Here is a 13,263-nt window from a genome sequence, read left to right on the forward strand (position 1 = left end):
TAGGGCTTGGGGCTCGCATGCCAACGAGCCGTCGGGTAGAAACGGAGGGGAGCCTGCTACGGATAAGCCGATGGTAGAGCGGCGACGGCATGAGGTAACAGGGGGTTTGCTGAAATTGGCCCCTGGGCCGCGCCGCCGTCGGACGGGTCCGGCGCGGTCGGCGTCGGACCCGGGAACGGTCAGAGGGGCAGTGGCAGTTGCTGGACCAGCAGTTTTCCGGCCATCGTCACGCCGCCGTCCATCGCGATGGCCAGTCCGTCGGCGTAGACGTGCGGCCCTGCGACCACCGGACCGGCCGAGTCCTCGTCGTCCTCGGAGCCGACATCGCCCAGCAGATACGGAATCGGGCTGTGGCCGTGAACGATGCGGGTGCCGCCGTACGTATCGAGCAGGGAGCGGACGGCATCGGCGCCGCCCTCGTCGCGGAAGGAGAAGCGCTTGGTGAACTTGCGGAACAGGTCCCACACTTCGTCCGCGTCGTTACGGGTGATCATCTCGTGGACGGTGTCGTTGACCGCCTCGATCGAGTCGCCGTAGTCGAGGTAGGCGGTGGTGTCGGAGTGCACGAGCAGATGACCGTCGACCTCCTCCACGGCGTCGAGGCGGGCCATCCACTGGAGGTGATGGTCCTGGAGGCGGTCCATGTCGGATTTCTGTCCGCCGTTGAGCAGCCAGGCCGCCTGGAAGGTGGCGGTGCCGGCGCCGGAGTTGACGGGGGTGTCGCCGAACCGCTTGGCGCCCAGCAGGAGCAGCTCGTGATTGCCCATGAGGGCCTTGCAGTAGCCCCCGGCCGCCGCGGCCTCGGCGGACAGGCGCATCACGAGGTCGATCACGCCGATGCCGTCCGGGCCGCGGTCGGTGAAGTCGCCGAGGAACCACAGCCGGGCGGTACCCGCGCACCAGTTGCCTGCCGTGTCGACCAGGCCCTTCTCCTGGAGCGCGGCGATCAGCTCGTCCAGATAGCCGTGTACGTCGCCCACGACGAACAGCGGACCGGGGCCGGTCGCGGCCTGGGGAGCCTGCGCGACGGCCGGGTCGACGCTCACCTGAACGGTGTCGCCCCGGTTGATGACGGGCAGGTCCCGCTGGGTGGGCGTGTAGCCGTCCGGGGGTTCGAGGGGGTCCTCGAGAGGCGGTGCCGCGTTGCCGGGGTGCGCGCTGTGGGCGTGCGGACCGGTCTCGTGGACGTATGCGGGCACCCGGAAGTCGCGCACTGTCGCCGTACGCTCCACCTCGGGTCCCTGACCGGCCCCCTGAGTCATCAGACCCCTCCACCATCGCGCCGCATCTGCACCGCTTCGGACTGCCTGGTCGCAACGGTCCGCGGTGCCGTGCGCCCATCATAGGAATGCGGATCGTGCCGTGTGACGACCCAGGGGTGGTGAATCGGAGCAAGACTCCTGTTCACCGCGGCTTTCGCCCCGATTGGGTCGGGCTTCGGCAGTACTCGCTCACCCACCGCACACCGTGCTTACACCCTCGGCCCCCGCATGTCCGCCGTCGGCGGGGAATCCGGGGGTGTGTTGCGGGGTGCCGCGGCGCGGCGTGGGGTGTGGGGTCCGGTGGCGTTCGGCGGCGGGCCGGGTTTCGGGTGGCGCCGGCAACTCCGCCTCGGCTCATGCCGATGCGCTCATGCCCAACGGCTCATGCCGACCAGTTCCGACTGGACTCCGGGCTGCTCGAGCCGGGCGTTCAGGGACCGCCGGGGCCGTGTCCCTCCGGTGGGCCTTCGACTGCCGTCGACCCCTGCCAGCGGGGCGGCGCCGCGGGCGGGCGCGGCGGAACCCCTCCGCGGCCGTCCGACTGACAGAGGCCCGGTGGCGCCCCTTCCCTACGGTCCGGACGGCCCGGAACCGGAACCAGGCCATCTGCCCCGCCACCCTCTTCCCTCCGCCCCGCCACCCTCTTGTCGGGCCACTTCCTCGGCGGGCCACCCTGCCGTCGGGTCACCCCGCCGTCGCGCCGCCCTGCCCCGTGCCAGAAGCCGCACGGCAAGCGGAACGGAAGGTCGGACGGCAGGTCTGACGAGAAGCCGCTCGAAAGCCGCTCGAAAGCCGCACGAGAAGCCTCCCCCGCCGCCCGCCCGCCCCTCCTACTTCTCCTCCGGCAACCGCGGTGGACTGACCGTCGTACGTGGTGAACGTCGCTGGGACGAGGTACGCACGATCAGTTCCGTCGGTATCACCTGTTCGACGGGCCGGTCCGACTCGACGCCCTCGATCGCGTCGATGAGGAGCTGGACCACCGCGGTGCCGATGCGCCGGGGCTTCAGCGACAGGGTGGTGATGGGTGGCTCGGTGTTGGCGTACACGGTGGACTCGCTGCAGCACACCAGCAGCAGGTCCTCCGGGACGCGCAGGCCGTAGCGGCGGGCGGCGGCGAGGAGATCGGTGCCGTTGGGGTCGAACAGGCCGTAGACGGCGTCCGGCCGGTCGGGCCGGGCCAGCAGCCGGTCGGCCGCGACGGCGCCCGCGCACGGATCGTGGGCGGGGTAGGACTCGTAGACCGGGTCCTGGCCGACGCGCTCGCACCAGTGCAGGTACGCGCTGGTCGATAGGTGGGTGTAGGTGTCGGTGGTGGTGCCGGTGAGGAGGCCGATGCGGCGGGCGCCGGCGTCGGCCAGGTGGTCGAGGATGTCGAGGACGGCGGCCTCGTGGTCGTTGTCCACCCACGCGGTGACCGGGAGCGGCCGGCCGGGCGGCCGTCGGAGACGACCGGTAAGCCCTGGCGGACGAGTTCACCGACCACCGGATCCTGGTCGGAGGGGTCGATGACCACCGTGCCGTCCAGGGCGACGTTCGACCACACGTCGTGGCGCGAGGTCGCGGGGAGGATGACGAGGGCGTAGCCGCGGGCGAGCGCGGCGGACGTGGCCGCCCGCGCCATTTCGGCGAAGTACGCGAACTCGGTGAAGGTGAAAGGTTCATCCCCGTACGTGGTCACGGTCAGACCGATGAGGCCCGACTTGCCGGTACGGAGCGTTCGGGCCGCTGCCGAGGGGCGATAGCCCAGTCGGTCGGCGACCTCGCGGACATGGCGTCGGGTGGCGTCCGGGAGCCTGCCCTTGCCGTTGAGGGCATCGGAGACGGTCGTGATGGAGACTCCGGCGGCGGCGGCCACGTCCCTGATGCCCGCCCGGCCCGGCCGGCTGCCTCGGCGTGAGGTTTCCGCGCGGCTCACCTGGTGCTTCCCTGCTGCTGTCATGGCGAGCCGATAGTAGGGCTCATCCGGTGGGGTAGGGCGGACGCATATGCACGCATTAGCAGGCACGTTTCTGCACGGTCAGAGGTAGCCAATTGCATCGGAAAGCAAGGCAGTTGGACTGTTCTGTGCCAGGACGTGGCGCGTGAGCACGGATGGGCCTGCCAAGGCACCGATGTTTCGAAGAGGTCTCAACTCACCTGCACGAGGGATGCGCGCTACGGCGCAGGCCACCGGCGCATAGATATATGTTCGGTGCGCCCCCCACCGTGTACGCCTTCGTCCGCCTTCATGGGGGGATGCCTCTGATGTAGGTGGGGTGTGTCACGGCCGCCGGGCCGGCCCGGCCGGCCCGGCCGCCCGGCCGGGCCGGGCCGACGCGGGTTTCGCGAGCGGAGGTCCGTTCTCAGCTGTACGCAGGCGCGCCGAATCCTCATAAGGTGAGCAGTATTGAAGCCGGTGGTGGTCACGAGGAGGACTGCGGTGAGCGAGACGAGCCCCAAGCTGCGCGCCGAGCTGGAGGGAATCCCCACCTACAAGCCGGGTAAGCCGGCCGCGACGGGTGGTCCCGTGGCCTACAAGCTGTCCTCCAACGAGAACCCCTATCCGCCGCTGCCGGGGGTGCTGGAGCGGGTCACGGCCCTCGCCGGGTCGTTCAACCGCTACCCGGACCTGGCGTGCTCGGGCCTGGTGGCGGAGCTGTCCGAGCGCTTCGGCGTGCCGGCCTCCCACATCGCCACGGGCACCGGCTCGGTCGGCGTCGCCCAGCAGCTGATCCAGTCGACGGCCGGACCGGGCGACGAGGTCATCTACGCGTGGCGGTCCTTCGAGGCGTACCCGATCATCACGCGGATCAGCGGCGCGACCGCGGTGCAGGTGCCGCTGACGCCCGGTGATGTGCACGACCTGGACGCGATGGCCGACGCGATCACCGAGCGGACCCGGCTGATCTTCGTCTGCAACCCCAACAACCCCACCGGCACCGTGGTGCGGCGGGCCGAGCTGGAGCGTTTCCTGGACCGGGTGCCCGGCGATGTCCTGGTCGTGCTCGACGAGGCCTACCGGGAGTTCATCCGCGACGCCGAGGTGCCGGACGGCGTCGGGCTGTACCGGGAGCGGCCGAACGTCTGTGTGTTGCGGACCTTCTCCAAGGCGTACGGGCTCGCCGGGCTGCGCGTCGGATTCGCGATCGCCCATGAGCCGGTGGCGGCGGCGCTGCGCAAGACGGCGGTGCCGTTCGGGGTGAGCCAGATCGCGCAGGAGGCGGCGATCGCCTCGCTCCAGGCCGAGGACGAGCTGCTCGGCCGGGTCGGTTCCCTGGTCTGTGAGCGTAACCGGGTGGTCGAGGGGCTGCGTGCCCAGGGCTGGACGGTCCCGGAGACGCAGGCCAACTTCGTGTGGCTGAGGCTGGGCGAGCGGACGGTCGCCTTCGCGGCGGCGTGCGAGCAGGCGGGCGTCGTGATCCGGCCGTTCCCGGGCGAGGGTGTACGGGTGACGATCGGGGAGAACGAGGCCAACGACATCTTCCTGAAGGTGGCGGAAGGGTTGCGCAAGGAGCTGTAGCCGGTGAGAGATGGGTCACCCGGTCTGCTGAGCTGAGGATGGTTTCCGCAGGTCAGAGCCCGTGACCTGTCGTCGTCGGCCGGTGCCGCGAGGGGGTTCCCCGGAGTAACGGGGGACCCCCTTCGTATGTCGAAAATCCGTGCGCCATAATTGCTTGTGAATGTGAACGCTTTCACAAGCGGCTGAGTAAGGAGCGGTGACGTGGACCTGGCTTTGGCGCCGGAGACCCTGGCGCGCTGGCAGTTCGGCATCACGACCGTCTACCACTTCCTGTTTGTTCCCCTGACGATCTCGCTGGCCGCGCTGACCGCCGGACTCCAGACCGCGTGGGTGCGCACAGAGAAGGAGAAGTACCTCAGGGCGACGAAGTTCTGGGGCAAGCTCTTCCTGATCAACATCGCGATGGGCGTCGTCACCGGCATCGTGCAGGAGTTCCAGTTCGGCATGAACTGGTCGGACTACTCCCGCTTCGTCGGCGACGTCTTCGGAGCGCCGCTGGCCTTCGAGGCCCTCATCGCCTTCTTCTTCGAGTCCACCTTCATCGGCCTGTGGATCTTCGGCTGGGACAAGCTGCCCAAGAAGATCCACCTGGCCTGCATCTGGATGGTCTCGATCGGCACGCTGCTGTCGGCGTACTTCATCCTCGCGGCCAACTCCTGGATGCAGCACCCCGTCGGCTATCGCATCAACGAGGCGAAGGGTCGCGCGGAACTCACCGACTTCTGGCTCGTCCTTACCCAGAACACCGCGCTCAACCAGGTCTTCCACAGCTTCTCGGCGGCCTTCTTGACGGGTGGCGCCTTCATGGTGGGCATCGCCGCCTTCCACCTGATGCGCAAGAGGCACATCCCCGAGATGCGGACCTCGCTGCGGCTCGGACTGGTCACCCTGGCGGTCGGCGGACTGCTCACCGCGGTCAGCGGCGACACCCTCGGCAAGGTCATGTACGAGCAGCAGCCGATGAAGATGGCCGCGGCAGAGGCGCTGTGGGACGGCGAGGAGCCCGCGCCCTTCTCCGTGTTCGCCTACGGCGACGTCGACAAGGGTCACAACAAGGTCGCCCTGGAGATACCCGGCCTGTTGTCCTTCCTGGCGCACAGCGACTTCGAGTCGTACGTGCCCGGCATCAACGACACCAATGAGGCCCTCCAGAAGAAGTTCGGCCCCGGTGACTACAAGCCCATCGTCCCCGTCGCCTACTGGGGCTTCCGCTGGATGATCGGCTTCGGCATGGCGTCGCTCTCCCTCGGCCTGGTCGGGCTGTGGCTCACACGCAAGAGGTTCCTCCTGCCGGCCGCCCTGCGGACCGGGGAGGACGAGGTGCCCCGTCTGGTCCTGCTGAAGAAGCCCCTCGGCGCGAAGCTCACCCGCCTGTACTGGCTGCTGGCCCTGTGGACCATGGCGTTCCCGCTGATCGCCAACTCCTGGGGCTGGATCTTCACCGAGATGGGCCGCCAGCCCTGGGTCGTGTACGGCGTCATGCAGACGCGGGACGCGGTCTCCCCCGGCGTCTCCCAGGCCGAGATCCTCACCTCGATGATCGCCTTCACGGTGCTGTACGCCATCCTCGCCGTCGTCGAGGTCAAGCTGCTCGTGAAGTACGTGAAGGCCGGCCCGCCCGAGCTGACCGAGGCCGACCTCAACCCGCCCACGAAGATCGGCGGCGACTCCCGTGACGCCGACAAGCCGATGGCCTTCTCCTACTAGGCCCGAGGGAGCTGCACAGTCATGGAACTGCACGACGTCTGGTTCGTCCTCATCGCCGTCCTGTGGATCGGCTACTTCTTCCTGGAGGGCTTCGACTTCGGGGTCGGCATCCTCACCAAGCTGCTCGCCCGCGACCGGCCCGAGCGGCGGGTGCTCATCAACACCGTCGGCCCCGTCTGGGACGGCAATGAGGTGTGGCTGCTCTCGGCGGGCGGCGCCACCTTCGCCGCCTTCCCGGAGTGGTACGCCACGCTCTTCTCCGGTTTCTATCTGCCCCTGCTGCTCATCCTCGTCTGCCTGATCGTGCGGGGCGTCGCCTTCGAGTACCGGGCCAAGCGGCCCGAGGAGAACTGGCAGCGCAACTGGGAGCACGCGATCTTCTGGACCTCGCTCCTCCCCGCGTTCCTGTGGGGTGTGGCCTTCGGCAACATCGTGCACGGTGTGAAGATCGACCAGGACTTCGAGTACGTCGGCACCGTCGGAGACCTGCTCAACCCCTACGCGCTGCTCGGCGGTCTGGTCACCCTGACGCTGTTCACCTTCCACGGTGCGGTGTTCACGGCCCTCAAGACCGTCGGCGACATCCGCCGGCGGGCGCGGAAGCTGGCGACCAAGGTCGGTCTGCTGACCGCCGTTCTCGCGCTGGTCTTCCTGCTGTGGACGCAGATCGACAGCGGTGACGGCAAGAGCCTCGTCGCGCTGGTCGTGGCCGTCGCCGCGCTCGTCGTGGCGCTGGTGGCGAACCAGGCGGGGCGGGAAGGCTGGTCGTTCGCCCTCTCCGGACTCACCATCGTGGCCGCCGTCACGATGCTGTTCCTGACGCTCTTCCCGAACGTCATGCCGTCCTCGCTCAACGCGGACTGGAACCTCACGGTGACCAACGCCTCGTCGAGCCCGTACACCCTGAAGATCATGACCTGGTGCGCGGCGATCGCCACGCCGGTCGTCATGGTCTACCAGGCGTGGACCTACTGGGTCTTCCGTAAGCGGATCGGTACGCAGCACCTCGCTGAGCCCGCGCACTGAGTCCGAGTTGGGGCCTGTTTCACGTGAAACATGCCCCTTGAGAAGAGGGTGTGTTTCACGTGAAACCGATCGACCCGCGTCTCCTCCGATACGCCCGCGCCACCCGCCGCTTCCTCATGGCGGTCGTCGGCCTGGGCACCGTCGGAGCGGTGCTGGTGATCGCTCAGGCCATGCTCATCGCCGAGGTGGTGGTCGGTGCCTTCGAGCAGGGTCAGCCTGTCGCGGAACTCCGGACGCCCCTGCTGCTCCTGGTGGCTGTGGCGCTCGGGCGGGCGCTGATCGCCTGGCTCACCGAACTGTCCGCGCACCGGGCCGGCGCGGCAGTGAAGTCGGAGCTGCGGAGCCGCTTGCTGGAGCGGGCTGCCCGGCTCGGTCCCGGGTGGCTGAGCGGGCAGCGGACCGGTTCGCTGATCGCGCTCGCCACTCGGGGTGTGGACGCCCTCGACGACTACTTCTCGCGCTATCTGCCGCAGTTGGGACTCGCGGTGGTCGTGCCGGTGGCGGTGCTGGCGCGGATCGTGACAGAGGACTGGGTGTCTGCCGCGATCATCGTCGGCACCCTGCCGCTGATCCCCGTCTTCATGGTGCTCATCGGCTGGGCCACGCAGTCACGGATGGACCGTCAGTGGCGGTTGCTGTCCCGGCTGTCCGGTCACTTCCTCGACGTCGTCGCGGGACTGCCCACGCTCAAGGTGTTCGGAAGGGCCAAGGCACAGGCCGAGTCGATCCGGCGCATCACCGGTGAGTACCGGCAGGCGACCATGCGGACGCTGCGGATCGCCTTCATCTCGTCGTTCGCTCTGGAGCTGCTGGCGACGCTCTCGGTGGCCCTGGTCGCCGTGACGATCGGCATGCGGCTCGTGCACGGCGAGATGGACCTGTACACCGGCCTGGTCATCCTCGTGCTCGCACCCGAGGCGTATCTCCCGCTGCGGCAGGTCGGGGCGCAGTTCCACGCGGCAGCCGAGGGGCTGGCCGCGGCCGAGGAGATCTTCGAGGTGCTGGAGACACCGCTGCCGGTGTCCGGCACCGGCGCGGTGCCGACGGGCGGCGTGGCCTTCGAGGGCGTGACGGTCCGCTACCCCGGCCACTCCGGCGACGCCGTCTCGAACGTGTCCTTCACCGTTGCCCCCGGGGAGACGGTGGCACTTGTCGGCCCGAGTGGAGCCGGCAAGTCGACCCTGCTGAACGCCCTCCTGGGCTTCGTCCCGCCGGCCGAGGGCCGGGTGAGCGTCGGGGGAGCCGACCTCGCGGACATCGACCTGGAACAGTGGCGTTCCCGGATCGCCTGGGTGCCGCAGCACCCGCACCTCTACGCCGGCACGATCGCCGAGAACGTACGGCTGGCGTGCCCTGATGCCGATGACGCGGCCGTGCGCCGGGCGCTCGGGGACGCGGGCGCGCTGGAGTTCGTGGACGCGCTGCCGGCGGGCGCCGGGACGGTGCTCGGTGAGGACGGGGCCGGGCTGTCCGCCGGCCAGCGTCAGCGGCTCGCGCTGGCGCGGGCGTTCCTCGCCGACCGGCCCGTGCTGCTGCTGGACGAGCCGACGGCCGCGCTCGACGGGGAGACCGAGGCGGAGGTCGTGGCCGCCGTACGACGGCTGGCGGCCGGTCGGACGGTCCTGCTGGTGGTGCACCGGCCGGCGCTGCTGGCGGTGGCGGACCGTGTGGTGCGGCTGGAGGCCACGGACACGGCGGCGCGAGCGGAGGCACGCGGACCCGCGGCCACACCGCAGCCTTCCGGGATGGTCGCCGAAGGCCACGTGGTGGACGCCGTGCAGGGGACGCGGACGGCTCCGGCCGGGGGCGGAGTCCTCGCCCGGGTCCGTGACATGGCCGGCGCCCGGCGTGGACGCCTCGGTCTCGCGCTGCTCCTCGGCAGCCTGGCTCTCGGCAGTGCCGTCGGCCTCATGGCCACCTCCGGCTGGCTGATCTCACGCGCCTCGCAACAACCTCCGGTGCTCTATCTGATGGTGGCCGTGACGGCGACCCGGGCTTTCGGTATCGGACGAGCCGTGTTCCGGTACGCCGAGCGGCTCGTGTCGCACGACGCCGTGCTGCGGATGCTCGCCGACACACGGGTCGCCGTGTACCGGCGACTGGAGCGGCTCGCGCCCGCCGGGCTGCGCACCACACGCCGGGGAGACCTGCTGACGCGGCTCGTCGCCGACGTGGACGCCCTCCAGGACTACTGGCTGCGCTGGCTGCTGCCCGCCGCGTCCGCCGTCGTCGTCTCGGCGGGATCCGTCGCGTTCACGGCGTGGCTGCTGCCCGAGGCGGGGGCCGTGCTCGCCGTGGGGCTGCTCGCGGCCGGTGCGGGCGTCCCGGTGATCACCGGTGCCGTGGCCCGCAGGGCCGAACACCGCCTCGCCCCCGCACGAGGAGTACTCGCCACCCGTGCCGCCGACCTGCTCACCGGCACCGCCGAACTGACGGTCGCGGGCGCCCTGCCCGCCCGAACGGCCGCGGTCCGCGAGGCGGACTCCGTGCTCACCCGGATCGCCTCGCGAGCTGCCACCGCCACCGCGCTCGGGGGCGGGCTGACCGCACTCGTCTCGGGACTGACGGTGGCAGCCGCCGCCCTCGTGGGTGCGCAGGCCGTCGACGCGGGACGGCTGAGCGGCGTGGCGATGGCCGTGGTCGTCCTCACCCCGCTCGCCGCCTTCGAGGCAGTCCTCGGCCTGCCGCTCGCCGTCCAGTACCGCCAGCGCGTGCGTAGAAGCGCGGAGCGCGTGTACGAGGTCCTGGATGCCCCCGAGCCGGTGCGGGAGCCGGAGCTGCCTCGCCAGGTGCCCGTGTCCCCCTTCCCCCTCGTCCTGAAGGGGCTGTCCGCCCGGCACACGGGACAGGACCGGGACGCGCTCGCCGGTGTCGACCTCATGGTGGAGCAGGGCCGCAGGATCGCTGTCGTGGGGACCTCCGGTTCCGGCAAGACGACACTCGCGCAGGTTCTGCTGCGGTTCCTGGACTCCGGTGCGGGCTCGTACACGGTCGGTGGGGTGGACGCGTATGCCCTGAACGGGGACGACGTACGACGGCTGGTCGGGCTGTGCGCGCAGGACGCGCACCTCTTCGACAGTTCGGTTCGCGAGAACCTGCTGCTGGCGAGGAAGGACGCGACCGAGGGCGACCTGCGCGACGTGCTGGCGCGGGTCCGGCTGCTGGAGTGGGCCGACGGACTGTCCGACGGGCTCGACACGCTGGTCGGTGAGCACGGCGCCCGGTTGTCCGGCGGCCAGCGCCAGCGCCTGGCCCTGGCCCGCGCGCTCCTCGCCGACTTCCCCGTCCTGGTGCTCGACGAGCCCGCCGAGCATCTCGACCTGCCGACCGCCGACGCCCTCACCGCGGACCTGCTGGCCGCCACCGAGGGCCGTACGACGCTCCTCATCACCCACCGGCTCGCCGGGCTCGACGCGGTGGACGAGGTCGTCGTCCTGGACGAGGGCCGGGTCGTGCAACGCGGCGGCTACGCGGAGTTGGTGGCGGAAGAGGGACCGCTGCGCGAGATGGTCGAGCGGGAGGAGGAGGCCGACCTGCTGGTGGGGATGCGGTGAGGCGCGACCCTTCACCCGGTCGGTGCGAAGGTCCCCGGCTCTCATACTGAGTGAACGCCCGGCACGGTCCACGTTCGGCCATTCGGGGTCGGTCTTCCCCCAGGCGTACGACCAGAAGAGGACCGGGGCGGGTGGCCGGGACAGGATCGCTGACATGCCTTCACATCACCGTAGTCCGCTGCTCGTTCCGGTAGTGCTGTGTGCGGCCGCGGTGCTGGTGGCGCGGCCCGCGACCGCCGACGGTCAGCCGGGCGGTGACGGCGCGGGCTCCGGGCCCGGCTCCGGGCTCAGCGCGCAGGTGGCGCGGCTGTACGAGGAAGCGGCCGTGGCCAGCCAGGAGTACGAGGCGGGGCGCGTCGAGGCCGAGGCGCAACGGGTGAAGGTCCGGCGTCTGGAGCAACTCCTCGCCCGTGAGCGGCGGGAGATCACAGTGCTGCGTGACGACCTGGGCCGCATCGCGCGCGCCCAGTACCGCGGCAGCGGCGGGCTGCCGGTGGCCGCGCAGCTCGTCCTGTCGAGCAGCCCCGACGAGCTGATGCGAGGTCAGCGCGTTCTCTCGCGGACCAATCTGGCCGTGGACAGCGCGATCGGCAAGAGCCGGCGGGCCGAGAACCGGTTGGCGGCCGACGAGGCGAGGGCGGCGGGCGCCCGGCGGGCGCTGGAGCGGCGCACCGCAGAACTGGCCGTGTTGAAGAAGGGCATCGCGCAGAAACTGGAACAGGCGCGGTGGCAGTTGCAGGGGCAGGCGGACGCCTCGGTCGCCGCGGGTTCCTGCCGAGGTGCCGAGCGGCTCGACGGGCCACCGACGCGTGACGCGCGGAAGTGGGTCGTACCGGTCGACGGCTACACCCTGTCCGCGGGCTTCGGCAGCGGCGGCGCCCGCTGGGCCGGTCGGCATACCGGTCAGGACTTCGCGGTACCGATCGGCACGCCGGTGAAGGCGGTCGGCGCGGGCCGTGTGGTGCGGGTGTCGTGCGGCGGCGCCTTCGGCATCGAGATCGTGCTCCAGCACGCCGACGGCTACTACACGCAGTACGCCCACCTGGCGTCCGTCGCCGTGGACCAGGGCGAGAGCGTGACGGCGGGCCGGTGGATCGGGCAGTCGGGCACCAGCGGCAACTCGACGGGCCCGCACCTGCACTTCGAGGTGCGGGTCACCCCGGAGATGGGGTCGGCGGTGGACCCGGTGCCGTGGCTGGCGGCACGCGGGGCACCCGTCGGGTAGACCTGGCTCAGTCGGAGGCCTGGAGTCGCTCGGTGACCAGCCGCTCGATGACGACGGCGACCCCGTCGTCGTTGTTGGCGACCGTCTGGCCGGAGGCCGCGGCGATCACATCCGGGTGCGCGTTGCCCATGGCGTACGAACGGCCCGCCCAGGTGAGCATCTCGACGTCGTTCGGCATGTCCCCGAACGCGACGACCTCCTCGTGCGAGATGCCCCGCTCCGCGCAGCACAGGGCGAGCGTGCTGGCCTTGGAGACACCCGGCCCGCTGATCTCCAGCAGCGCACTGGGGCTGGAACGGGTGACATTTGCGCGGTCACCGATGGCCAGCCGCGCCAGGGTGAGGAAGGCGTCGGGATCGAGCGTGGGATGGAACGCGAGGATCTTCAGCACCGGCTCACCGGCCCCCGGGGCGTCCGGCGCCAGCAGTCGCTCGGCGGGCGCGAGGGAGTCGGGGACCTCCAGGTGCATCTTGGGATACTCCGGCTCCTGGTAGAAGCCGTACGTCTGCTCGACCGCGTACACGGTCCCGGGCGCCGCCTCACGCAGCAGCCGCACGGCGTCCAGCGCGTTGTCCCGGGCCAGCTCGCGCACCTTCACGAAGCGGTGGGCGCCGGGGCCGCCGTGCAGGTCGACCACGGCGGCGCCGTTGCCGCAGATCGCCAGGCCGTGCCCGTGGACGTGGTCGCTGACGACGTCCATCCAGCGGGCGGGGCGGCCGGTGACGAAGAAGACCTCGATGCCCGCCTTCTCGGCGGCGGCGAGGGCCGCGACCGTACGCGGGGACACCGACTTGTCGTCGCGCAGCAGGGTCCCGTCGAGATCGGTGGCGATCAACCGCGGCGGGGAGGTGGCGGCCGGGGTCTCGGGCTGTCGAGTCGCTGAGGTCACCCGGTCATTCTCCCGTATCGATCCGCACGGTCGTGCGGGAGTCCGCACGGATGAGTTGTGACCGGTGATGTCGCAGGTCGGCGCCGTTCCCGTGGCCG

7 protein-coding genes and 1 pseudogene are annotated in these 13,263 nt (G+C 70.6%); 5 read left to right on the forward strand and 3 right to left on the reverse strand.

All coding sequences use genetic code 11. The features are described from left to right. Positions 1 to 179: 179 nt before the first annotated feature. Both BM536_RS28355 and BM536_RS28360 read right to left on the reverse strand, forming a co-directional pair. Positions 180 to 1,262: a metallophosphoesterase gene (locus BM536_RS28355; protein ID WP_073491247.1), complete on the reverse strand. Its 1,083-nt coding sequence runs from the start codon at positions 1,260 to 1,262 to the stop codon at positions 180 to 182. 830 nt (positions 1,263 to 2,092) lie between these two features. Continuing rightward, positions 2,093 to 3,204, reverse strand: a pseudogene (locus BM536_RS28360) (LacI family DNA-binding transcriptional regulator). A 480-nt stretch (positions 3,205 to 3,684) separates the two neighbouring features. Between BM536_RS28360 and hisC the strand changes: the two are divergent. From hisC to BM536_RS28385, 5 genes are all read left to right on the forward strand, one after another. Beyond that, positions 3,685 to 4,764 carry a histidinol-phosphate transaminase gene (hisC, locus tag BM536_RS28365; protein WP_073491248.1) on the forward strand — a complete coding sequence of 360 codons (1,080 nt, stop codon included), beginning with the start codon at positions 3,685 to 3,687 and terminating at the stop codon, positions 4,762 to 4,764. A 201-nt stretch (positions 4,765 to 4,965) separates the two neighbouring features. Next, entirely contained in the window at positions 4,966 to 6,471 is a 1,506-nt protein-coding gene (locus tag BM536_RS28370; protein ID WP_073491249.1) for a cytochrome ubiquinol oxidase subunit I, read from the forward strand. A gap of 21 nt (positions 6,472 to 6,492) precedes the next feature. After that, the gene (gene cydB, locus BM536_RS28375) at positions 6,493 to 7,497 is read left to right on the forward strand and encodes a cytochrome d ubiquinol oxidase subunit II (protein WP_073491250.1); all 1,005 of its coding nucleotides are present in this window, start codon (positions 6,493 to 6,495) and stop codon (positions 7,495 to 7,497) included. A gap of 59 nt (positions 7,498 to 7,556) precedes the next feature. Then, positions 7,557 to 11,051: a thiol reductant ABC exporter subunit CydD gene (cydD, locus tag BM536_RS28380; protein WP_094103671.1), complete on the forward strand. Its 3,495-nt coding sequence runs from the start codon at positions 7,557 to 7,559 to the stop codon at positions 11,049 to 11,051. Between the two features lie 154 nt (positions 11,052 to 11,205). Further along, the gene (locus tag BM536_RS28385; RefSeq protein WP_073491251.1) at positions 11,206 to 12,276 is read left to right on the forward strand and encodes a peptidoglycan DD-metalloendopeptidase family protein; all 1,071 of its coding nucleotides are present in this window, start codon (positions 11,206 to 11,208) and stop codon (positions 12,274 to 12,276) included. A 7-nt stretch (positions 12,277 to 12,283) separates the two neighbouring features. Here BM536_RS28385 and BM536_RS28390 read toward each other — a convergent pair whose 3' ends face one another. Then, positions 12,284 to 13,165: a Cof-type HAD-IIB family hydrolase gene (locus BM536_RS28390; RefSeq protein WP_073491252.1), complete on the reverse strand. Its 882-nt coding sequence runs from the start codon at positions 13,163 to 13,165 to the stop codon at positions 12,284 to 12,286. Positions 13,166 to 13,263: the final 98 nt, after the last annotated feature.

It is taken from the genome of Streptomyces phaeoluteigriseus (assembly GCF_001896135.2).
Taxonomy (GTDB): Bacteria; Actinomycetota; Actinomycetes; order Streptomycetales; family Streptomycetaceae; genus Streptomyces; species Streptomyces phaeoluteigriseus.